Annotated in this window: 19 protein-coding genes; 7 read left to right on the top strand and 12 right to left on the bottom strand. The window is 52.9% G+C overall.

What is annotated here, in order from left to right:
- Positions 1-268: 268 nt before the first annotated feature.
- Positions 269-1,093, top strand: coding sequence for a polysaccharide deacetylase family protein (locus ABTW62_RS11055; protein WP_430904639.1), 825 nt, complete (start codon positions 269-271; stop codon positions 1,091-1,093).
- Between the two features lie 14 nt (positions 1,094-1,107).
- Here the strand turns inward: ABTW62_RS11055 and hrpA are convergent, their stop codons facing one another.
- The 4 genes from hrpA to ABTW62_RS11075 all read right to left on the bottom strand — a co-directional run bounded on the left by hrpA (position 1,108) and on the right by ABTW62_RS11075 (position 8,490).
- A complete protein-coding gene (gene hrpA / locus ABTW62_RS11060) occupies positions 1,108-4,860 on the bottom strand; it encodes an ATP-dependent RNA helicase HrpA (RefSeq protein WP_430904640.1) in 3,753 nt (1,250 codons plus the stop codon).
- Between the two features lie 2 nt (positions 4,861-4,862).
- Positions 4,863-5,342 carry a hotdog fold thioesterase gene (locus ABTW62_RS11065; RefSeq protein WP_430904641.1) on the bottom strand — a complete coding sequence of 160 codons (480 nt, stop codon included), beginning with the start codon at positions 5,340-5,342 and terminating at the stop codon, positions 4,863-4,865.
- A gap of 18 nt (positions 5,343-5,360) precedes the next feature.
- Complete coding sequence (locus tag ABTW62_RS11070) at positions 5,361-6,470, bottom strand: 3-deoxy-7-phosphoheptulonate synthase (protein WP_430904642.1); 1,110 nt, start codon at positions 6,468-6,470, stop codon at positions 5,361-5,363.
- Positions 6,471-6,837: 367 nt separating this feature from the next.
- Positions 6,838-8,490, bottom strand: a complete 1,653-nt coding sequence (locus tag ABTW62_RS11075) for a MutS-related protein (protein WP_430904643.1) — start codon at positions 8,488-8,490, stop codon at positions 6,838-6,840.
- A 155-nt stretch (positions 8,491-8,645) separates the two neighbouring features.
- Here ABTW62_RS11075 and ABTW62_RS11080 point away from each other — a divergent pair, with 155 nt between their 5' ends.
- The 5 genes from ABTW62_RS11080 to ABTW62_RS11100 are packed head-to-tail and all read left to right on the top strand — an operon-like array spanning position 8,646 to position 13,439.
- Positions 8,646-9,212, top strand: coding sequence for a DUF2062 domain-containing protein (locus ABTW62_RS11080; protein ID WP_430904644.1), 567 nt, complete (start codon positions 8,646-8,648; stop codon positions 9,210-9,212).
- 6 nt (positions 9,213-9,218) lie between these two features.
- The gene (locus ABTW62_RS11085; RefSeq protein ID WP_430904645.1) at positions 9,219-10,376 is read left to right on the top strand and encodes an efflux RND transporter periplasmic adaptor subunit; all 1,158 of its coding nucleotides are present in this window, start codon (positions 9,219-9,221) and stop codon (positions 10,374-10,376) included.
- Positions 10,373-11,044: an ABC transporter ATP-binding protein gene (locus ABTW62_RS11090; protein WP_430904646.1), complete on the top strand. Its 672-nt coding sequence runs from the start codon at positions 10,373-10,375 to the stop codon at positions 11,042-11,044. The genes ABTW62_RS11085 and ABTW62_RS11090 overlap by 4 nt, the downstream gene beginning before the upstream one ends.
- Positions 11,041-12,243: an ABC transporter permease gene (locus tag ABTW62_RS11095; protein WP_430904647.1), complete on the top strand. Its 1,203-nt coding sequence runs from the start codon at positions 11,041-11,043 to the stop codon at positions 12,241-12,243. Before ABTW62_RS11090 ends, ABTW62_RS11095 begins: the two co-directional genes overlap by 4 nt.
- Positions 12,240-13,439, top strand: coding sequence for an ABC transporter permease (locus tag ABTW62_RS11100; RefSeq protein WP_430904648.1), 1,200 nt, complete (start codon positions 12,240-12,242; stop codon positions 13,437-13,439). Before ABTW62_RS11095 ends, ABTW62_RS11100 begins: the two co-directional genes overlap by 4 nt.
- A 40-nt stretch (positions 13,440-13,479) precedes the next feature.
- Here the strand turns inward: ABTW62_RS11100 and ABTW62_RS11105 are convergent, their stop codons facing one another.
- The 8 genes from ABTW62_RS11105 to ABTW62_RS11140 all read right to left on the bottom strand — a co-directional run bounded on the left by ABTW62_RS11105 (position 13,480) and on the right by ABTW62_RS11140 (position 21,198).
- Positions 13,480-13,977: a hypothetical protein gene (locus ABTW62_RS11105; RefSeq protein ID WP_430904649.1), complete on the bottom strand. Its 498-nt coding sequence runs from the start codon at positions 13,975-13,977 to the stop codon at positions 13,480-13,482.
- A gap of 197 nt (positions 13,978-14,174) precedes the next feature.
- Entirely contained in the window at positions 14,175-14,699 is a 525-nt protein-coding gene (locus ABTW62_RS11110; protein WP_430904650.1) for a cytochrome P460 family protein, read from the bottom strand.
- Positions 14,700-14,864: 165 nt separating this feature from the next.
- Entirely contained in the window at positions 14,865-15,632 is a 768-nt protein-coding gene (locus ABTW62_RS11115; RefSeq protein ID WP_430904651.1) for a lysophospholipid acyltransferase family protein, read from the bottom strand.
- 2 nt (positions 15,633-15,634) lie between these two features.
- Entirely contained in the window at positions 15,635-16,174 is a 540-nt protein-coding gene (gmhB, locus tag ABTW62_RS11120; protein WP_430904652.1) for a D-glycero-beta-D-manno-heptose 1,7-bisphosphate 7-phosphatase, read from the bottom strand.
- Positions 16,175-16,206: 32 nt separating this feature from the next.
- The gene (gene glyS / locus ABTW62_RS11125) at positions 16,207-18,357 is read right to left on the bottom strand and encodes a glycine--tRNA ligase subunit beta (RefSeq protein ID WP_430904653.1); all 2,151 of its coding nucleotides are present in this window, start codon (positions 18,355-18,357) and stop codon (positions 16,207-16,209) included.
- Positions 18,354-19,277 (bottom strand): glycine--tRNA ligase subunit alpha, encoded by a 924-nt coding sequence (glyQ, locus tag ABTW62_RS11130; protein WP_430904654.1) that lies wholly within the window; start codon positions 19,275-19,277, stop codon positions 18,354-18,356. The genes glyS and glyQ overlap by 4 nt, the downstream gene beginning before the upstream one ends.
- A gap of 42 nt (positions 19,278-19,319) precedes the next feature.
- Positions 19,320-20,816 carry an apolipoprotein N-acyltransferase gene (lnt, locus tag ABTW62_RS11135; protein WP_430904655.1) on the bottom strand — a complete coding sequence of 499 codons (1,497 nt, stop codon included), beginning with the start codon at positions 20,814-20,816 and terminating at the stop codon, positions 19,320-19,322.
- A gap of 16 nt (positions 20,817-20,832) precedes the next feature.
- Positions 20,833-21,198: a DUF6164 family protein gene (locus tag ABTW62_RS11140; RefSeq protein WP_430904656.1), complete on the bottom strand. Its 366-nt coding sequence runs from the start codon at positions 21,196-21,198 to the stop codon at positions 20,833-20,835.
- 217 nt (positions 21,199-21,415) lie between these two features.
- On the opposite strand from ABTW62_RS11140, the gene ABTW62_RS11145 reads away from it, so the two are divergent.
- Entirely contained in the window at positions 21,416-22,255 is an 840-nt protein-coding gene (locus ABTW62_RS11145; protein ID WP_430904657.1) for an SDR family oxidoreductase, read from the top strand.
- Positions 22,256-22,369: the final 114 nt, after the last annotated feature.

Genomic DNA, 22,369 nt, shown 5'->3' on the forward strand with positions numbered 1-22,369 from the left:
ATATTTATGGCAGTTTTGGCCAGAATTCCGCAAATCTTCTTTACTAAAATCAGGTGCAACAAGTTGTTTTATAATCAGACAATGAGTTTTCGGGCAGACACTAAATAGATTAAACTGAGAAAATAGTACAAGTCCAGAGGCAAAATTTATGAGAATTTTTTCTACGCTATTTCACTCAAGAACAAAGTTATCCATACTCATCTATCATCGTGTTTTACCACAACCAGACCCTTTGTTTGGTTCTGGGGGAGATGTTGTTGATTTTGATATGCAGTTAAAGTATCTGGTTAGAAACTTTAAGGTGCTGCCCCTATTTGAGGCTGTAAGCAGGTTACGCGATGGCACACTCCCCGCCCGTGCAGCTTGTATCACTTTTGACGATGGCTATGCGGATAATGAAGAGATCGCACTGCCACTGCTGAAGAAATTTGACTTGCCGGCCACCTTTTTCATTGCTGCCGGCTTTCTCGATGGCGGCAGAATGTGGAACGATACCGTGATCGAGTCTTTCCGGCGCGTCAAGGGGGGGTCAGTTGATCTGCGAGAGATTAATCTGGGTTTGCACACCATCACGACACTTCCAGAACGTCGCCAGGCACTTTTTGCCACCATCGATGCACTTAAGTATATGGATCCCAAGCGAAGACAAACCCAGGTAGAGAAATTGGCAAATCTGATTGCGGCGGATTTACCGGATGATCTCATGATGACTGCCGATCAAGTCCGCGCCCTGCATCGCAGCGGGATGGAAATTGGCGGTCATACGATGAACCACCCGATTCTGGCGCGTCTTGACGATGCCAGTGCCCGCATCGAAATTGCTGAGGGCAAAGCCAAGCTGGAAGCCATCACAGGGGCACCAGTACGATTTTTCGCCTATCCCAATGGTAAGCCAGGCAAAGACTACTTACCCGCCCATGTTGCAATGCTCAAAGAATTGGGGTTTGAGGCAGCGGTATCGACTGCCTGGGGCGCTGCCCGTCATGGAAGCGATATGTTTCAGTTGCCGCGCTTTACCCCTTGGGACAAAAGTGAATTCTTTTATGTATTGCGCATGCTCCGAAACATGATGCATGAGGTCCAGACTGTGTGATGTACCATGCTTTCCTACTCATGCACTTTTTCCCATAATTTCTCCAAACGCTTGGCCGAAACAGGTGCCGGCGTTTTCAACTCCTGGGCGAATAAGGAAATGCGAAGTTCTTCCATTTGCCAGCGAAACATCGCCAAATTTGGATCATGGATACCCTTCTGAGCATGTTTCTGTAGGCGTCGCAAATATTGTTGCCATAACCTGGCAACAACTTCCATTTGCTGGCTATCACGAGCGGGATTTTTGCGGAATTTTTCAAGCCGCAAGGTCATACCTTTAAGATAGCGAGGATAATGCTGCAAGTATTGCCAATGCGTGTCGCTGAGAAAACCGGGATAAATAAGATGCTGCAGCTGCGCTTGCAACGATTCTTCCAAGCTTTTGTCCAGCTTGCCCATTGAAGCCTTGAATTGTTTGAATGCCTGATAGGCTGTGGCGATCGTTTCGATCAATTCCCCATAGGCATTGGCGATAACGCCCAACCGTGACCTTGCCTGTCCGGTTTGCGCAACAAATTCGCCATGGGTGCGTGGCAGCGCATCGTCGCCAAGCAAAGCACGTTCAAGTATCGCAGCCAGCATATCCACATGCAATTTATCGCGCGCAATCAGGCCGCTCAACAGCAAAACAGCCTGCTGGTTGACTGGCAAGCGTTTTTCCAGTTGTTTGATCCGTTCTCTGAGCGCCAGATTTAACAAACGTTTGACCCCCGCCCGCATGCTGCTGTCAGCAGCCTCAATCGTATCGAACAATCGGATTGCCACACTGTCTTGCTGGTCTACCAAAGCGGGATAGCCTGTCATTGCCACACCTGCGCGTTCGAATGTCAGCTCGCGTGGCAATTCCCCAAAATCCCATTGGGTGATGTCCTCACACTCAATGGCGTGTTTGCCTCCATTCACCTGCTGAGCGAACATCTGTTGAGCAGTACGGCCGAATTGCGCCTTCAGCGGCGCGAGTGTTTTGCCTGAAGCCAGCTCGTTACCCCTGTCGTCCAGTATGCTGTAATTCATCAACAAATGGGCTGGCAGCGCTTTATCCTCCCATGTATCGAGAGCGGGTTTGCTGCCTGTCTTGGCTTCAACAAAAACAGCCAAATATTCCAGGAGTGGGCGAGTTTGAGGGCGTGTATCGAGATCGATCAGGAACTGGGTAACGATATCGGGCAGTGGAATCAAGCGACGACGAATCTGCTTGGGCAGCATTTTAAGATAAGCGGTCACTTTCTCGCGTATCAATCCCGGCACCAGCCGGTCAAAATGAAAGTCTTCGAACTTGTTCAATAACGGCAAAGGTATCCTCACGGTCACACCATCGAGTGGATGTCCGGGATCAAAGCGATAACTCAGGGACAGCACATGCCCGTCAATATTGAGGTTTTCAGGAAATTGGATTTCGGATCCCGCATCCGCTGCATGCCGCATGAGCATCTCACGCGTGAGATGCAATTCCTGAGGGTTCGATTGCTCTGCCTGCCGGCGCCACTTCTCAAATGATTTTCCACTGTGAACATCCGACGGAATGCGTGTCGCGTAAAATTCAAAGATTTTTTCTTCGTCAACCAATACATCCTGGCGCCTGGTTTTATTCTCCAATGCCTTGATCTCTTCGATCAGCCGGCGATTCTGCTGCAGAAATAAGGGATTTTCTGCATATTCGCCCGCCACCAGCGCTTCGCGGATGAAGATCTCTCGGGCGTGTTCGGGATTGATGGCGCCATACCCTACACGCCGCTTGGGCACGATAGTCAGGCCATAGAGCGTTACTCGCTCGAAAACCATCGGTTGCGCGCGCCGCTTCTCCCAATGAGGATCGAAATAATGTTTTTTGCAGAGTTTCCCGGCGATCTTCTCCAGCCATGATGAATCGATTGCTGCCACACAGCGCGCATAGAGACGGGAGGTTTCAGTCAGCTCGGCCGCCACGATCCATTTGGGCTTTTTCTTTTTCAACGATGAGCCAGGAAAGATGGAAAATTTTATCCCGCGCGCGCCCAGATATTCTTCCTCGCCTTCTGCCTTGAAGCCGATATTACCGAGCAGACCGGCCAATAACGCGCGATGTATCTCATCGTAGCCGGCAGGAATTTGATTGGGGCGCAACCCCATCTCCCTAACCAGGGTTTGCAACTGACCGTGAATTTCACGCCATTCACGCATCCTGCGGTGTGAAATAAAGTTTTCCTGGCACTGCGCAATCAGTTTTTTATTGGATTTCTTATGCTTAAGCAGTTCATCGAAAAAATCCCATAATTTCAGATAGCCGATAAAATCCGAACGCTCGTCACGGAACGGCAGATGCGCCCGATCAGCTGCCGCTTGTTGTTCGAACGGACGGTCGCGTGGATCCTGCAGACTGAGTGCAGCAGCGATGGTGAGCACTTCAGTCAGGCAATTCTCCTGCCTGGCGGCCACAATCATGCGGGCGATTCTCGGATCGATAGGAAACTTTGCCAGCTGCTGGCCTATTGGAGTCAGCGCCTTGTTGGTATCGATCGCACCCAGTTCTGCCAGTAATTGATAGCCATCCGCGATCATGCGCGGCGCAGGTGGCTGGATGAATGGAAAATTTTCCACTTCACCAATCTTCAGCGACTTCATTCGCAAAATAACCGCTGCCAGCGAAGAACGCACAATTTCTGGATCTGTAAAGGCAGGCCGGGTGTTGAAGTCTGTTTCCGCATACAAGCGGATACACACGCCACTCATCACCCGCCCACAACGTCCAGCCCGCTGATTGGCCGATGCCTGTGAAATTTTTTCGACCAGCAGTTGCTCGACCTTGTTACGGTAACTGTAACGGTTGATACGTGCCAGTCCCGTATCGATGACATACCGAATCCCGGGTACGGTCAGTGACGTTTCCGCGACATTCGTCGTCAACACGATCCGTCGCCGGTTACTGGGCGTGAAAACACGCGCCTGTTCCGCATGGGATAAGCGGGCGAACAATGGCAGTATTTCGACCGCCTGCCTGCTCCCGGCATGGCCAAAGGCATGCTTGCGCAGCGCTTCTGCGGTTTCCCGTATTTCCCGTTCACCCGGCAGAAAAACCAATACGTCCCCTTCCCCCATCCCCGTCACTTCATCGATCGCATCCAGGATCGCTTGTTGCAAATTTCGGTCGTCCTCAGAATCCAGATTGAACGGCCGATAAAGGGTTTCGACAGGAAAGAGCCTGCCCGACACCTCGATGACCGGTGCATCATTGAAATGCTGGGCAAAACGTTGGGCATCGATGGTGGCCGAAGTCACGATCAGTTTGAGATCGGGCCGGCGAGGCAGCAACTGCTTGAGGTAACCGAGCAGAAAGTCGATGTTGAGGCTGCGCTCATGCGCTTCATCGATGATGACGGTATCGTAGGCGGACAACAGCGGATCCCGCTGGGTTTCAGCCAGCAGAATGCCGTCTGTCATGAGCTTGATGCAAGTCCCGGCTTCGGTCTGATCAGTGAATCTGACTTTGAAGCCGACAATTTTCCCAAGCGGACTGTTCAGTTCCGAAGCGATGCGTGCTGCCACGCTTCTAGCCGCGATACGGCGAGGCTGTGTATGGCCGATCAGTTTTTTGCGGCCGTAACCCAATTCCAGGCAAATCTTGGGTAGCTGGGTCGTTTTTCCGGACCCCGTTTCCCCGCAAATGATAACGGTCTGGGATGCCTGGACCGCCTGGGCGATTTCCTTGCGCCGTCCGACGACTGGCAGGTCTTCCGGGTAAGCTATGGATAAAGGAAACGGCTGGCGTTTCCCTGGGATGCCGTCTTGCAATACTACCTTTCCACAAATACAGGTGCTTTCTGCGCGCTCAGCGTGCCCTGTTCGATAATGGCAACGGTAAGCCTGGAGACTGCCACCCGTTTACCGGTTGCTTCTTCAGTAATATCGGTCTGCCAGACTTGAGTCCGTTTTCCGACATGCAACGGCGTACAGGTTCCGATGACGTTGCCTTGCGTGACAGCCCGGATATGATTGGCATTGATCTCGATGCCAACCGCCCGGTAGGCTTTCGGATCAATGGTCATCCAGGCAGACACGCTGCCCAGGGTCTCGGACAGCACACAGCTGGCCCCGCCATGCAATATTCCAAAAGGCTGAGTGGTGCGCTGATCGACAGGCATGCTGGCTTTAAGAAAATTGGGGCCAATTTCGGTGAACCGTATCCCGACATGCACGCCCATGTTGGCATTGCGCAAACCTTCGAGATAGTCCAATGCGTAATCTTTGAACCAGATTGTTTCATTATTGCTCAAGATGATGTCCTCGCCTGATCAGGGTAATGCAACAAATTGCCCGGAAATGTTTGCTTGACCCTCTGCGTGCAAATTCCTGCGTTTCTCAACGGCTTCGGCCAGTTCAAACAGTACATGCTGTGTCGTTTCGAAATCGATACAGCCATCGGTAATGCTTTGTCCATAAACCAATTCCTCTAAATGTTTGCCTTCCGCGTCCTGCCTGCCAGCCACCAAATGGCTTTCGAGCATGATTCCGCAGATCGCGCGATTCCCCGCTGCAATTTGTCCCGCTACATTGGCTGCAACTTCCGGCTGGCGCCGGTAATCCTTATGACTGTTGGCGTGACTGCAATCGATCATCAGATAGGGCGGCAACCCCGCCTTAAGCAGCGCTTCAACCGCCATGGCGACATTTTCCTTGTCATAATTGGGAGTACGCCCTCCACGAAGGATAATATGGCAATCCTCGTTTCCCTTGGTCGCAAAGATCGCCGTACGGCCCTCCTTGGTGACCGATAAAAAATTATGTGGACGGGAGGCGGCACCCATCGCATCAATCGCGATATTCAAGTTGCCATAGGTACCATTCTTGAAACCGACCGGGCAGGAAACGCCGGATGCCAATTCACGGTGCCCCTGACTTTCGGTTGTACGTGCGCCAATGGCTGCCCAGCTGATCAAATCCGCCACATATTGCGGACTGATCAGATCCAGGAATTCCGTGGCGGCAGGTACACCGATAATGCTCAGATCCAGCAATAGCTTACGCGCCAGCCGCAACCCTTTGTTGATATGGAAACTGTTGTCGAGATCGGGATCATTGATCAGCCCTTTCCAGCCGATGGTCGTGCGTGGTTTTTCAAAATAAACCCGCATGATGATATGCAGCTGATTCTTAAACTCATGGCGCAGGTGATTGAGCCGGGAAGCATATTCCAACGCCGCATCCACATCATGGATCGAACAAGGACCACACACGACCAATAAACGATCATCTTCCCCGTGCAAAATGTTATGGCAGTCCTGCCTGGCCATGAAAACGGTCTCTGTGGCCTGTTCGCTCATGGGATATTCGCGATGCAATTCCACCGGCGGGGTCAGCTCATGCATGCCAATAATACGAAGGTCGTCGGTTTGATATTTCACGGCTAATTCCCTTGAATATGATCCAGTTGATGGTCCTGCATCATTAAATAAAGTGGACAGATGTGCGTATTGCGCACGCGATGTTTGATTTTATGTGTCATGTTCACACGGTAAAAAATTATCCTGGAAATTTCAATGGACTATCTATCAGCTATATATGTGATAGCGGTCATGCCAAAATTCCAGTGTTATTAAACATATAATTTTAATGCAAATATCCGTTATTTCCCATGCGGAGATGCAGATAGCGGCTATTCGTCATCCGCATCGGCAAAAAACAGAGGAGCCGCGCAACATCACCACAACCCCTGCTTCACCAGATGGCGATCAGAACGAATTTTACCGTTATGCCGCTATGGGCGCAGCCTTATTCCTGCAACGAAGCCAGATGGTTGGCGACATCCTCCTTGCTGAACCCCAGTGCGCTGGCTATCCGGTCTGCATGACTGATGCGTGATATGCCGGGAATCAATCGATGGGTCGGGCCCTCAGCCACAAACTCGACTTGCAAATAATTGCCGATCCCCTCTTCCTGCAAGCGCTCACACAATTCATGGTTATGTGTCACCAGGATCGTGGTGGCACCAAGCTGGTGAAACCCCTTGAGCACATATTCGGACAATGTCATTTTTTCCTCAAACGTGGTGCCTTCGGCCAGCTCATCAAGTACAACCAAGCTGCGAGGTGAGGAATTGAAGAAGATTTCACGCGTTTGTTTCAGTTCATGCGCAAAGCGCCCCATCCCCTCCTCCAACTGGCCAGGATCGGGGATTTGATAAAAAATATGTTCGGCCGGTACCAGCCGGGCCTCCGCCACAGGCACATAGGCGCCGGCCTGGCCCAGCAACTGAATCTGTACTACCGTTTTGCAATAGGCTGTTTTACCCCCGCTATTGGGACCGGTTACCGCCAACAACCGGTGACTGCCATCCAGCACGATATCATTCGGGACATAGTCAGGTTGTGTGCTGGCAAGCAATGGATTTCTGGCTTGGGCAGCGACCAGTTGGTGCTGGTCGCCAGCCAGTATCTGTGGCAGCGCCATTTGTCCATTGGAGGCATGCGCCTGCTGATGAAAGGCCAGCAATTCGTCGATCATCCCGAGCGCTTCCATGGCTTTTGCCAACTCCTCGCTTTTACGGAACAGTTTCTGCAACGGGTAGATTACCGAATCCCGATCGGATGCACTGACCGCCTGCAAGATAATCGGAAATATAGGCACAGCCAGGATGAGAATACCGTAGCCGATATAGCTCGCCCCCAGCTCTTCCAGCATATTCTGAAAGAAATAGAGCAAACCGAGCATAATGGTCAGAAAAAGCGTGATCGGCAGCCACTTGAACATGGAAGGGCGAAACCGTGGGATAGGCAAGTGGCCCGGCTTCTCCTCCCGGGTCAGAAATTTACCCTCCGAAATATAAATCGGCCCATGCATCAGGGCATAGGTGCGCGACTTGGCGAAATCACGGAGCGCTTGCACCAGTGTTTGCAAGTATTCGCTGCGCGGTACGGGAAGCGCCTCGGCCTCCTCCACCAGATCGACTGCAAACCCTGTGCCATCGATAAACTGACGGTAACCATACCCGCCGAATTCCAGTCTGTCTTTTTTATCTTTTGGATCATCCGTCGTCAGCCCACCCGCAAATTCTCCGTACAGCAAGTGATAAAGCGATGATTCATCAGGTGCGATTTTCTGAATGAAACGATCCAGTGCGTTGCATAGATCAGGATCTGATTCCAGTTCACGCAGGGCCGCCTGCTTTTTTTGCAAGAGTGCCGCATCTGTGACAGGGCGCGCCAGTGACCGATAAAGCACCGATTGTCCGATCCGAGTCCGTGCGTGGTTGACTTCGTCAAACAGCGCATCAACCTCGACGGCAGCAAAGGTTCTGGCATCGATTACGCCAAAATCCGTTGAAGTTGGACACGTATCCCGTACCTGCGCAGGCTGTTTGCCATTTGATAAAATGAAACTGCCGCGCCAGATGGGTGTTTCAACGGGTAGTGGTGTATTATCCATAGTTTTATTCTCTGATATTAATATTGATTTCATTTGATTATTGCAACTTTAGCCAGTTCTGCTGCTTTATGCAGGCATTGCATCCTTACGGAAACCAACCGCTTTTTTTGTTATCAATAATGAATGAATTATTTGAGTCAATAAATTCTTGAACCGTGCCGCGCAAAATTTTTAAAAAATATCTACCGAGCCCCGAAAGTATCCAGAAAAACCGGTTTGTCAATTTTTTTGGTACCCGGTTTCATCACCATAATCTTTGGCACCTCCATCGCCATTCGGTTTCTGGAGGGGTCGCAGCAGGTTTGTTCGCGGGATTGATTCCAGGCAGCAATCCTGTTCAGTTCTTCTTCGCCACTTTGTTCGCTGTGATTTTCAAAGTGAATTTACCGATTGCAGTATTCGTAACGCTGTATTCGAACCCTTTTACTATTGTACCGCTTTATGTCGCAGCGTTTACGCTTGGCAGCTGGGTGACCGGCAGCAGTATCGATAGCTTGCCCCCTCTCGAACTCGACCTGCTGGACAAAGATCTTGCGGAATGGATACCCATTCTGACCGATTATCTGGCTTCGTTCGGCAAACCGTTGATTATCGGACTCGTTCTACTTGCCTCTTTATTATCAGTAGCCGGTTATTTCATCGTGCAGGGTTTCTGGCGGTTACATGTCATTCACGCATGGCGGAAACGCGCACAGCGCCGCCAATCTAAGATCAGTAAATAATTCATTATGACGCGCGGAAGTAAAAAGCTGTTTCGCATGGCTGGCATGCTCTCGATAATCGCCGTATTGAGCTATGCGGGCTGGCAGCTTACCCGGACCGATCCACAGCCAGTCGAACTGGTGAGCGCGGAACGGGGCATAGTCGAAGCGACTGTCATCAATACCCGTGCCGGCACTATCAAGGCATGCCGGCGGGCCAGGCTGTCGCCGGCAACCGGTGGACAGATTATCAGCCTGCCAATCAGGGAAGGCGACCGGGTCGAGTCGGGACAGGTTCTGCTGGAATTATGGAATGTCGATCTGGCTGCACAAAAAGAGCTGTCCAAACAGCAGTTTGTCACGGCGGTGAGTCAGCAGCGTGAAGCCTGCATACTTGCGGAAAATGCCAAGCGTGAATCGATACGCACACAACAGCTTGTTGCCAGGGGATTTGTCAGTTCGCAGCGGGCCGATGATGCCGATGCCGCAGCCCAGGCCCGCCATGCTGCCTGCGCTGCTGCCGCCGCCGAGGTCGAACGTGCACGCGCGCAAATCGCCGTGGTTCAGGCCAGCTTGGAGCGTACCGTGCTGATCGCGCCTTTTGCCGGCATTATTGCGCAAGTGACCGGCGAATTAGGTGAATATGTCACGCCTTCGCCACAGGGAATCCCCACGCCACCAGCTGTGGACCTGATCGATGACAGTTGTTTGTATGTCAGCGCTCCGATGGATGAAGTGGATGCACCCAAAATCCGGGTGGGGCAAGTTGCACGTATCTTGATCGACGCACTGCCCGGCCGGACTTTTGAAGGCCATGTGCGCCGCATCGCCCCTTTTGTAACGGAAATTGAGAAACAGGCGCGCACGGTCGATGTGGAAGCCGAGTTCATCAACAATTATACAGACACACTACTCGTGGGCTACAGCGCTGATGTTGAAGTGATCGTCGATCAACGTGAAAATGTCCTGCGAATTCCCACACAAGTTATCCGGCAAAACAATAAAGTGCTGATATTGGGACCCGATGACAAACTGGAAGAAAGAACATTAGTCACAGGACTGGGCAACTGGGTCTTTACCGAGGTGCTCGAGGGATTGAATGAGAGTGAGCAGGTGCTGTTTGCCAGCGATGGCGTGGAAGTCACAGCAGGCACCCACGTCACGCCCAAATCAACCCAGCCATGATTCAGCTTTCAGACATTACCCGCGTGTTCTACATGGGTGACCAGGCCGTACATGCACTCGATCACATTGATCTCGAAATCAATTCAGGAGAATATGTTTCCATCATGGGACCTTCCGGGTCCGGCAAGTCTACCCTGCTGAATGTAATCGGCTTGCTGGATCGGCCCAACAGCGGTCAATATTTACTCGATGGAAGGAATGTCACCGATCTGTCGGAAACCGAGCAGGCACAAGTCCGACGTGAAAAAATTGGCTTCATATTCCAGTCTTTCCATCTGGTGCCACGCTTGACTGCCGCTGAGAATATCGAACTGCCTTTGATTCTGACCGGCATGCCCCCTTCCGAGCGTAAAGTACGTGTCCAGGAAACCCTGGATGCCTTCGATCTGGACAATCGCGCGCAACATCGCCCAGCTGAGTTATCTGGCGGCCAACGTCAGCGTGTCGCGATTGCGCGTGCAACTATACTGCGGCCAACCGCTTTGCTCGCCGACGAACCCACTGGCAATCTAGACCATCGCATCGGATCGGAAGTCATGGCTCTCCTGGAAGCGCTGAACCAGGCAGGCACGACACTCATTGTTGTCACCCATGACCGGGAATTGGGACTGCGCGCGCACCGCCGAATTGCCATGCGCGATGGCAAAATTGCAGCGGATCAGAAATGAAGTTAAGCGATACACTGCGGTTTTCTTTTAACACGCTAGCCAGTTATCGAATGCGTTCATTTCTGATCATACTGGCGATGGCTCTGGGCGTCGCTGCGGTCATTGTATTGACCGCCCTGGGAGATGGCGCCAGACGTTATGTTGTCAATCAGTTTTCCTCGATCGGCACCAATCTGATCATCGTCTTGCCGGGGCGCGCCGAAACAGCAGGCAGCTTTCCGGGAGCCGTCATGGGCCAGACGCCGCGGGATTTGACACTGGAAGATGCCCAATGGGTCGGCCGGCTGCCACAGGTCAGGCGTTACGCGCCGCTGAATGTCGGCGCGGCAGAGCTTTCCGCCGCCGGACGGTTGCGGGAAGTCACAGTTTTGGGCAGTACGGCTGACATTTTTCCCATCCGCCACATGCAGCTCGCCCAAGGCGATTTTCTTTCGGCCGCTTCTGCCGGCAGTGCACAAATCGTACTGGGTGCAGCAATCGCCCAGGAATTTTTTCCGGATGGTCATGCGCTGGGTCAGCGGGTTCGTCTGAGTGATCGACGTTTCACGGTTACAGGAATCCTGGCCGCGCAAGGACAAACCATGGGCTTCAATTCAGATGAAGTGGTCATTATCCCGGTACGTCAGGCGCAAGCCCTGTTCAATACCAACTCTCTATTCCGGCTGCTGATAGAAGCGAGACATCGCGGTGAAATCGAAGATGCCAAGCAGGCCATACGCGAAACTCTGATTCGACGTCATGATGGCGAGGATGATGTGACGGTTATCACTCAGGATGCAGTGCTCGCCACATTTGATCGGATTTTGCGGGCACTGACACTGGGCGTTGCCGGTATCGCCGTGATCAGCCTCGCTGTCGCCGGGATTCTGGTGATGAACGTCATGCTGGTGGCGGTCAGCCAGCGCACCGCCGAAATCGGCTTGCTCAAAGCGATCGGTACACCGGCAACAGTCATCCGGCGAGTATTCCTGGCGGAAGCGGCCTGGCTGTCGTTGACCGGTGCGCTGTTCGGTTTCGTATTGGGGCATATCGGCAGCCTGATGCTGCGTCTGGCATATCCCTTATTACCCGCCTGGCCACCCTATTGGGCCAATTTCGCAGCTATTTTTGTCGCAGTTCTAACCGGGGTGCTAGCGGGGCTTCTGCCCGCAACCCGCGCAGCCAGACTGGATCCGGTCCAGGCCCTCAGCAAGCGATGAATACCCTGGATACCTTGCACTATGCGCTGCGCGCCTTGTCCGCCCATCCGCTACGCACGCTGTTATCCGCTTCCGGAATCGCGATTGGCATCGCGGCTGTCATTCTATTGACCTCGATTGGAGCAGGCATTCAGCGGTTTGTGCTGGCAGAATTCACCCAATTTGGCACGAATATCATCAATATCACACCCGGGAAAATACGTGCGCATGGCGCAGCGCCTGGATCGATCGGCAGCGCGCGCCTGCTGACCATCGAGGATTCACTGGCGTTAAAAATTTCACGCTATGCCCGCTATACCAACGCCACCGTAACGGGTAACGCCGAAATTCGTGCAGGTGGCCGCAGCCGGCGCGTAACAGTGTCAGGCCAGGGACCGGATTTCGACAAAGCATTCAACATGCAAGTGGCCACCGGACGCTTCCTGCCAGCGGATGACCCGCGCAATCCACGTGCTTTTGCCGTACTGGGAGCGAAGGCGCACGAGGAATTATATGGCAGCGCCAACCCGCTCGGCTCGATCATCCAGGTGGGAGGGTCCCGCTTCCGGGTGATTGGCATAATGGCCCCCAAAGGCCAGGTATTGGGGTTTGATCTGGATGATACGGTATACATTCCCACCGCCCGGGCACTGGAAGTTTTCAACCGGGAAGGGGTAATGGAAATTCAGGTGGTTTACCCGCCCGATGCAGCATTAGACAAGGTTACCGCAGATATCCGGCGCATCATGATCGAACGCCATGGACGCGAGGATTTCACACTCACCCCCCAGCAGCAAATGCTCAGCACGCTCTCGACCGTGCTGGATGTCCTGACTTTTGCCGTCGCTGCCCTGGGTGGCATTTCACTACTCGTCGGTGCGGTAGGCATGATTACGCTCATGCATATCGCCGTGGCGGAAAGGGTGGCGGAAATCGGGCTGCTCAATGCGCTGGGTGCAACGCCCATGCGTATCCGGATCTTGTTTCTGCTGGAATCGACTGCTCTTTCATTTCTCGGCGGAGCAACCGGTTTGCTCACTGGGATGGGATTGGCGTGGTTACTGAAGCTGCTGGCCACCGACTTGCCAGTCAGTATTCCGTGGTCTTATGTGATCGGTGCGCTGATCCTATCCGGCTTGATCGGACTGGCCGCTGGCGTTGTACCCGCGATGCGGGCTGCCCGTCTCAATCCGGTCGATGCGCTTCGAACCGAATAATATATAAATCCTGCCATATCCAGGCTGTCAATGCACATCATCAATTCATACCAGGATCGCAATCATCCGAGGCGACCGCGCTGGCAATCCTGATGGGTTTATGTGTTTTTCTGATTAGAATAGTTGCCGAGGGATAGCTCAATGCAGGCAAAACAATGCAATATCCAGCTCTTCGCACTTCCAGCACCTGGATGATGATCGCGTCTTCCAGTTCATGCACGTCTTCGATCAGCAACCTGTCCCCGGTATGCGATCGCACACCCAGCCCGCCGGCAATCAGTTGAAAATTCTGGAAATCGATGAGGGGAGCAGGTTCAGTCTCTGCGGGAACCAAGAGGTTATCAGCAAGCATTTGCTGATACAAGGATTCCCACTGTTCCTGAGTTTGAATGATTCTGATCCACGGTGCATCGTTTCGCAGGGCATAAGGCAGCTTTAAAACAATATGTGAATAAATATCTGCGGCCAAGCTAGGAGGCTGTCCGAGAATAGCGATCGTAGCGAGGGCGAGGCTGGTTGAGCGGGATTTTTCGATCATTTGAGGCGAATAGTCGTTCTATTCAACGAAAAGGATCGTAAATCCAGCCAGCCAGAATCGTCCGCAGTAGATCAGTCTATTCTCGGACAGCCTCCTAGGAGTGGTGCCAACCGCTGCCAGGACAAGAAGGCTGCCGACAAGTGCGCTCAACAACTTGATTGGCATACCTTCCCCCTGCTCAAAAAGTGAGTCAATGATTAATGATTGCTGGCAAAATCAACTAATTTTTTATAAGTGAACAAGTGATCCTGCTGTTGCAATGGAATATGGCACTGTACGCAATTGAGATCATTGCTTTTGGCCGTACCGTCCGGATTGTATACGGCGAAACCCCAGTCACCTGCCCGGTTGGCTGGCTGGAAAGCACTGTCCCAGTCATTTCTTTTTTCCATCACTGCGACCCCTGCCAGCTTGTTGATCACGAACAAGCCACCTTCACCGGTGATAATTTCACCCTTGGCATCTTTCTTGGGCTCATAAATCTCCATAATGACGATTGATCCGGGTGCCGCCTCTTCACCTTTTTTGTAACTTTCGACAGCGATTTCATTGGCGTAGAATTTTGCCAGTTGGGTCTGGTTGGCGCGGTTGGCCATGCCATATTGTTTAAAGATTTGTTCGTATCTTTCTGGATATTTGACGAAGTCGGGATCACCGCCGCCATGGGCGTAGAATGGCAGGGATAAGCTCATCAGAGCGAGTAATTTGAGACTTGATTTCATTTTTCTCTCCTATTGAGAATAGCTTGATGTGCGTTCTTACCGGCACTTTTTTTCTCTGTGAATGAAAGTACAGGGATCCGGAGCGCTGCTCCATACCCTTTTTCATTATAGCCATACAATCTGGATCGACAAAATTCTCCTGACCGGCTGTCCTTGATCTGCAGACTATTTCTCTTGCTCGCCTGTACTTGCAACGACAGGCGCTGAAGGTGCAATGTGATGATTGTACGTGCTGATACGCTGGGTTTCCGCCTCAATCCATGCTTCGACCTGCGCGATCAAGACTGCCGGCTCAATTCCATCAGGATTGATCGGCTTGCCAACGCTCACGGTAATCACACCTGGATTTTTGACAAAGGAATTCTTTCCCCAGAATTCGCCCGCATTATGGGCAACCGGCACGATCGATGCGCCGGTATGGGCAGCCAACCAGGCGCCCCCAATACGATATTTACCTTTGCTGCCGGGCGGCACGCGCGTACCCTCCGGGAAAACCACAATCCAGAATTTTTGTCTCAGCCGCTCCCGCCCCTGCTCCACAATCTGCTCCAGCGCCGCCTTGCCGGCGCTGCGATCGATAGCGATGGGATTAGTCATGGCCAACCCCCAGCCGAAAAATGGGATCCGCAATAATTCCTTTTTGAGCACCCAGACCTGCGGCGGAAAAATTTGCTGCAATGCCAGCGTTTCCCATGCGGACTGGTGTTTGGAAAGAATGATACTGGGGCAATCAGGAATATTTTCCTGACCTATTACCCGGTAATGGAGGCCACAGATAGTGCGCAGCATGAACAGCATCAACCGCGTCCAGCCATATGTTACACGGTAACGGCGGTGAGCCGATAAGGGAAAGCAGGCGAGCGTAAACAGCGCGTAGGGAGGCGTGATCACAGCCTGTAAGAGTGTATAAATCAAAGAACGCAGCATTGCCATTTTCAAGCCCGTATCCCTAAACCGTCCACTGCTGTTGCCAGATCAGGAAAAACCTGGGTACCCGGTGGCAAATCGCCCGCCGCGTAAGTGACTTCCCCCTTGCCGGTCAGCACCAATATTGGGATCGCCCCCGCCTGGTAAGCTGCCTCCAGATCGCGCAACGAATCCCCAATTGCCGGAACATGGCTGAGCTCAGTGCTGTAACGCTGCTTGATTTCCAGAAACATGCCTATGCCGGGTTTGCGGCAGGTGCATTTGTCGTTCTGGGCATGTGGACAGAAAAACAAAGCGTCTATCCGCCCCCCCGCCTGTTGAACTGATCGGAACATTTTGTCATTGATCGCATGAAAAGTTGACATATCCAGCAAGCCACGGCCGATGCTGGACTGATTGGAGGCAATAACGACCCGATACCCCGCATGCGTCAGCCGGGCAATCGCTTCCATACTGCCCGCAATCGGCTTCCACTCATCAGGTGTTTTGATATAAGTGCTACTCACTTGATTGATCACGCCATTGTGATCCAAAATAACCAGTTTCATCGCCTTCGCTCTATCCCAGTTGCTTGCATGAATTACGCTGCCAGACGGGAAATATCGGCGACACGATTCATCATGGCCTGCAGTTTTGCCAGCAAGGCAAGACGGTTATTGCGCAACCGCATGTCCTTGGTGTTGACCAGAACCTGGTCAAAAAATGTATCGACAGGCACTTTCAACGCCGCCAGCATTTGCAATGAAGCGACGTAATCGCCAGCCTGGAAGGCATGTTCAACCTCGGACTCGATATCGGCCAAGGCCTGATACAAGGCCAATTCAGCCGGTTCCTGCAAACAGGCTTGTTCGATGACAGGGGAAATACTGCGCTCAGATTTTTTGAGAATATTGCCCACGCGTTTATTAGCGGCAGCGAGGCTGGCCGCCTCGGGCAGCGCGGCAAATGCGCGGACAGCCGCCAACCGTTTGGGGATATCGCTCAGGATTTGCGGCCTCAGACTCAAAACGGCATCGACCTCCTGGGCAGTGTAACCTTGTTCACGCAAATTGCTCGCCAGGCGATCATAAAAGAAATCCTGCAGTTGTTCACCCAGCTGCGGAGAAGCCGGGCGTCTGTACTCGGATGCCGCTTCCCGGTCCTGCCCAATATGGCCATCCTGGAGAATGATGGTGGCTTGCGCAAGCAGGACACTGAGCTCGAGAGGCAGATCCTTTTCGATCAGCATACGGATCACGCCCAGCGCATGGCGCCGCAAGGCATAAGGATCCTTGTCACCTGTCGGCAGCTGGCCGATGCTAAACATGCTGACCAGGGTTTCCAGCTTGTCGGCCAACGCCAGACAGATTCCAACCAGGTTGCGAGGCAATGCATCGCCAGCAAAACGCGGTTTGTAATGGTCCTCAATGGCAAACGCGATGCGCTCGTCCAGGCCTTCGTGCTGGGCATAATAGCGCCCCATGATCCCCTGCAGTTCAGGAAACTCTCCAACCATGTCAGTCAACAGATCGGCCTTGGCTAAACGGGCTGCCTGGTCAGCCAGCCCAGCCAGCCTGCTGCCTTCCAGATGCGCCCCAATCGCGCGCGCCAGGGCGCGCACATACTGGATACGCAACCCTTGCGAGCCCAGTTGATGGTGATAGATCACCTTGTCCAGGCCTGGCAGGCGTGAAGCCAGGGTTTGCTTGCGGTCCTGATCGAAGAAGAATTTGGCATCTGCCAACCGTGACCGGATGACGCGTTCATTGCCCGTAATGATCTGTTTTGGATCGGACGGCGTGATATTGGCCACGAGCAAAAAACGGTTGGCCAGTTTTCCATTCGAATCGAGCAAAGGGAAGTATTTCTGATTCGCTTTCATCGTTAAAATCAGGCATTCCTGCGGTACCTCGAGGAACGCCTCTGGAAATGTGCCCATCAATATGTTGGGACGTTCTACCAAAGCCGTTACCTCATCCAGTAACGCCTCATCTTCGAGACATCGCAATTTCTCGGCGCTGGCCGCAGCGGTTAATGCTCGCCATATGGCCTCGCGCCGCCGCGCAAATCGCGGCATGACAGCTCCCGTGGATTCTAGGCACTGCTCGTAGTCATCCGCATGTGCGATCGGCAACGGCTGGTGCGTGGCCTCGAAGCGATGCCCTTGGGTTGCATTGCCGGCAACCAGTCCGAATGCCTCGATGGGCAGGATTTCTTTTCCATAGAGCGCGATGAGTCCATGCACGGGTCGCACGAAATGCACATTCTGCCAGCCATCGGCCAGTTGGTACGTCATCACCTTGGGAATGGGCAACTGCCGGATCGCCTCATCCAGCGCTTTCTGCAAACCGGCCGCGAGCAGAATTCCCGGCATGGTCTGTTCCAGGAACAGCATGTCTGCCTTGCCATCCCGCAGGGTTTTGAGTGCGGACACCGGGAAGTTCTCCATCCCGAGTGCGGTCAGTTTCTTGATCAAAGCCGGTGTCGCCTGGGCATGTTCATCCAGCCCGACTTTTACTGGCATCAGCTTCTGCATGACATTCTGATCGGGCGCTTGTGGCAATACGGCAGTGATATGTGCGGCCAGCCGGCGCGGCGAGGCAAACGCGCTAATGACTGTTTGTGCAGTAGTGAGTTTTTGTGACTGCAGGCTGTTTCCCAGCGCGCTGGCAAAGGCGTTGCCCAACTTGTCGAGCGACTTGGGAGGCAGCTCCTCGGTCAACAATTCAATCAATAGATTCTCGGTTATCATGCGGATGCTGTCTGATCCAGAATATGTGCGACCCATTCTCGGGGTGCAAGCGGGAAAGGTGGCTGCAAACGTGCACGGCTATCGTAATAAGCTTGCGCTACGCGTTTCGCCAAGTTACGAATGCGACCAATGTAAGCCGCCCGCTCGGTCACGGAAATCGCATTGCGTGCATCCAACAGATTAAAGGTATGCGCCGCTTTCAATAACTGTTCGTAGGCAGGCAATGGCAACTGCGCATCCATCAGCCGGTTGGCCTGGGCCTCATGCTTGCCAAAGGCAAGCAATAGAAACTCGATATCGCTGTGTTCGAAGTTATAGGCGGATTGCTCGACCTCATTCTGATGATAGACATCACCATAGGTGATGCCGTCTGTCCAGACAAGATCGAATACATTCTCGACCCCCTGCAGATACATGGCAAGACGCTCCAGGCCATAGGTGATCTCACCGGTAATCGGCCGGCAGTTGATGCCGCCCACCTGTTGGAAGTAAGTGAACTGCGTCACTTCCATGCCATTCAGCCACACTTCCCAACCCAGTCCCCAGGCACCAAGGGTTGGATTTTCCCAGTCATCCTCGACCAGACGCACATCGTTGCGCTGCAAGTCCAACCCCAGCATCTGTAAAGACCGGAAATACAAATCGAGAATATTATCCGGCGCGGGCTTGAGTACCACCTGAAACTGGTAATAATGCTGCAAGCGATTGGGATTGTCGCCATAACGGCCGTCTTTCGGGCGACGAGATGGCTGGACATAGGCAGCCCGCCAGGGTTCAGGCCCGAGGGCGCGCAAGAAGGTCGCGGTATGGCTGGTCCCCGCACCGACTTCCATATCGTAAGGCTGCAGCAGTGCACAGCCCTGCTGCCCCCAATATTGCTGCAGGGAGAGAATCATTTCCTGAAAAGTGGGCGTAGGCATGCAAGTTTTGATCTGGTTATCTAATAATGAATTGGCGCAATTCTACAGGGTTTTACGTCCACCGAAAAATGCCAGACAACTTCCAGCCAACAGCAACACGGTGATGAGCCCCAAAATCAGCTTGTTGCCGTAACGCACATAAGGCGTGGCCCCGCCGAATCCTTGTGCCATGCCGTGTAGCCCGGCCGTAATGAACATATCCAGTTGCGCCACAACCCTGCCCCGCTCATCGATGATGGCAGTCATGCCGGTATTGGTTGCACGCAGCATATAGCGTCCGGTTTCCTGGGCGCGCATCTGTGAAATTTGCATATGTTGCCAGGGGCCGATAGAACGGCCAAACCAAGCATCGTTACTCACGTTGACCAGCAGGGTCGCCTCTGGCAATTGCAGGATGATCTCTTCGCCGAATACATCCTCATAACAAATATTGATGGCGACGCGCTGCCCGGCCAGCGCCAATGGTTGCTGATCCAGACCGCCGCGCGCAAAATCCGCCAGCGGCATATCCATGACATCTATGATCCAACCGAATATCGGCTTGAGGGGAATGAATTCGCCGAAAGGCACTAAATGGTGTTTGCGGTAGTATTGTTCGGGCGAGGTACCGAAACTGAACATGGTGTTGTAGTATCTGCCGTTACTGGCTGCATCCTGTTCAGCCATCCCGATCAGGACATCGCCCTGGTTTGAGCGGGCATGTTCAGCAAGCATCGATAAATAGGCTGGCGGTGCCTGCTCACGAAACAGGGGAAACGATATTTCCGGAGTGACGATCAGGCGGCTTGGGCTATTCTTGACCAATTGCACATAAGTCTGCATGGTCGTCGCCAGATATTCCGGCTGCCATTTTAAATCCTGCGGAATATTGCCCTGCAGCAAGCTGACTGTTACCGGTTCGCCAACCGGCTTGACCCAACTCACTTGTTGCAGCCCCAATCCAATGACCCAAACACTCGCCAGCGCAGCGATAGCACGCCGGGCTTGTCGGGTTTCCAGCCAACACGCCAGCCAGGCGGCGCTCAACATCAGCAGCAGCGAGATACCATAAACGCCAACCACCGGGGTAAAACCGGATAAGGGACCGTAAGGCGCCTGGGAATAGCCGACTGCCAGCCACGGAAAACCGGTAAAGAGTGTACCGCGCAACCATTCGCTCAATGCCCAGAGTGCGGCCACAATCCCAGGCCAGACCCAGGATGTACGCAAGCACTGAAGCGATGCAATCCAGCCGGTCAGAGCGGGAAACAGCGAGAGATAAGCGCAGAGCACGATCAATGCGAATACGGCCAGGGGCATGGGCATATTGCCAAAATCATGCAGGCTGACATAAATCCAGGTCACCCCTGCACCGAACATCCCCATACCAAAGACAAAACCCAGCAGCGCCGCCTGGGAGGGCTTGGCGCATTTGCGCCACATCAGCCCCAGCAATGCGAGCGTGAATAACGGCAACGGGAAGATATAAAATGGCGCAAAACCGGGCACGGTCAAGCCGCCCAGCAACAAGGCGAGTAATAACTGTCTGGAAATGTTCAATTTAAATTTGGAGCAATTATCTGGTTAACTCAAAGACAAGCTTGAAAGGAAGATATAACAACACGATGACAATAAAAACATAGGCGACGAACCCAAGCGGATTTTCCCGGAAACTGTCCCATAGGGTTTTGTGCCTGCCTTCTCGTTTAAGGCGCTCATATTCTGCACGCACTCTTGCGCTGCGTGCCGCTTGATAGTGATCCAACAGTGACTTGGCCTGCTGATACTGTAATTCATCCCGTACCCAAATAGCCGGCATGGAGATTCCCCAATTGCCTGCAGTCGTTTCATAAAAGTCTATCTGATGTGTTTCTAGCAATGCACGCACTTCTTCGGCCTCGTCATCCGGTACGCCGCGCAATCTGAACAATAATTTCGACATCTTTGCTTATATAATATGTTCCGAATAAAATCGTATGCCCGCACGATGCTATGTTGCGCCATGATGACTGTCAAGCTTCACGCCAGCGCAGTATCTTACTCATCTGCCGATATGGGCAACAGGTGGGTCACTTCAACATCCCAGAAAATCAAGCATAAAATATGACCTGGATGCCCGTTGTACCTCGTTCACCGCGAGCTTCACACACAGGAGACTCATGAAAAAATCCATCTTAATCACCGGCTGTTCCAGTGGTATTGGCTACTGCGCCGCACATGGCTTGCAGGCACGCGGTTACCGTGTTTTTGCCACGGCCCGTAGACAGGAAAGCGTGGACATGCTGCTGGCAGAAGGCCTGGAAAGCTTCCAGCTGGATCTGGATGATTCCGATTCGATCCGGTCTGCGGTCGAGGAAACCCTGCGGCGCAGTCAAGGCCAACTGTACGCATTATTCAATAATGGCGCCTACGGGCTGCCAGGCGCAGTGGAAGACCTGAGCCGGGAAGCCATACGCGCACAATTCGAAACCAATCTTTTCGGATGGCTGGAACTGACCAACCGCATCCTGCCCGTCATGCGAGAACAGGGCTATGGCCGGATCATACAGAACAGCTCGGTACTCGGTTTTGCCGCCATGCCTTTCCGGGGCGCCTATAACGCCTCAAAATTTGCCATTGAAGGATTAAGCGATACATTGCGTCTCGAGTTAAGGGGTACCCGTATTTTTGTCAGCCTGGTCGAGCCCGGACCGATTGCCACCCGTTTCCGCGCCAATGCAATGCAAGCGATGGAACGTTATATCGATATTGAAAACAGCGTGCATCGCGACAGATATCTCGCCGTCCAGGCGAGACTCAATAAACAGGGGCCCGCAGCCCCCTTTACCCTGCCACCCGAGGCGGTACTGAAAAAAGTGATACACGCACTTGAATCTCCGGCCCCTCGAGCGCGTTATTACGTCACATTTCCCACTTACTTGTTTGCTTATCTTCGACGCATCCTGACCACTCGCACCCTGGACAAGCTGCTTGCCAAGGCCGGAAGCGACCATCAGTAAATGCCGAACGCGGGTATCTAAGACAATCACTCATCACCGCCCACTTCCTGGAACTGGGTGAGTCGAACGCTCTCTAGTAGTTCGTTCCAACAATACAATTACGCAATAGTTTAC

Origin of the sequence: Nitrosomonas sp. ANs5 (genome assembly GCF_050584665.1) — a bacterium.
GTDB lineage: Bacteria > Pseudomonadota > Gammaproteobacteria > Burkholderiales > Nitrosomonadaceae > Nitrosomonas.

What these genes read in the sequence shown, in the direction of transcription:
- ABTW62_RS11055 (WP_430904639.1), top strand. Translation starts at nt 269, where the DNA reads ATGCAGTTAAAGTATCTGGTTAGAAACTTTAAGGTGCTGCCCCTATTT.
- ABTW62_RS11075 (WP_430904643.1), bottom strand. Translation starts at nt 8,490, where the DNA reads ATGGATAATACACCACTACCCGTTGAAACACCCATCTGGCGCGGCAGT.
- ABTW62_RS11085 (WP_430904645.1), top strand. Translation starts at nt 9,219, where the DNA reads ATGACGCGCGGAAGTAAAAAGCTGTTTCGCATGGCTGGCATGCTCTCG.
- ABTW62_RS11090 (WP_430904646.1), top strand. Translation starts at nt 10,373, where the DNA reads ATGATTCAGCTTTCAGACATTACCCGCGTGTTCTACATGGGTGACCAG.
- ABTW62_RS11095 (WP_430904647.1), top strand. Translation starts at nt 11,041, where the DNA reads ATGAAGTTAAGCGATACACTGCGGTTTTCTTTTAACACGCTAGCCAGT.
- ABTW62_RS11100 (WP_430904648.1), top strand. Translation starts at nt 12,240, where the DNA reads ATGAATACCCTGGATACCTTGCACTATGCGCTGCGCGCCTTGTCCGCC.
- ABTW62_RS11105 (WP_430904649.1), bottom strand. Translation starts at nt 13,977, where the DNA reads ATGATCGAAAAATCCCGCTCAACCAGCCTCGCCCTCGCTACGATCGCT.
- ABTW62_RS11110 (WP_430904650.1), bottom strand. Translation starts at nt 14,699, where the DNA reads ATGAAATCAAGTCTCAAATTACTCGCTCTGATGAGCTTATCCCTGCCA.
- ABTW62_RS11115 (WP_430904651.1), bottom strand. Translation starts at nt 15,632, where the DNA reads ATGGCAATGCTGCGTTCTTTGATTTATACACTCTTACAGGCTGTGATC.
- gmhB (WP_430904652.1), bottom strand. Translation starts at nt 16,174, where the DNA reads ATGAAACTGGTTATTTTGGATCACAATGGCGTGATCAATCAAGTGAGT.
- glyS (WP_430904653.1), bottom strand. Translation starts at nt 18,357, where the DNA reads ATGATAACCGAGAATCTATTGATTGAATTGTTGACCGAGGAGCTGCCT.
- glyQ (WP_430904654.1), bottom strand. Translation starts at nt 19,277, where the DNA reads ATGCCTACGCCCACTTTTCAGGAAATGATTCTCTCCCTGCAGCAATAT.
- ABTW62_RS11140 (WP_430904656.1), bottom strand. Translation starts at nt 21,198, where the DNA reads ATGTCGAAATTATTGTTCAGATTGCGCGGCGTACCGGATGACGAGGCC.
- ABTW62_RS11145 (WP_430904657.1), top strand. Translation starts at nt 21,416, where the DNA reads ATGAAAAAATCCATCTTAATCACCGGCTGTTCCAGTGGTATTGGCTAC.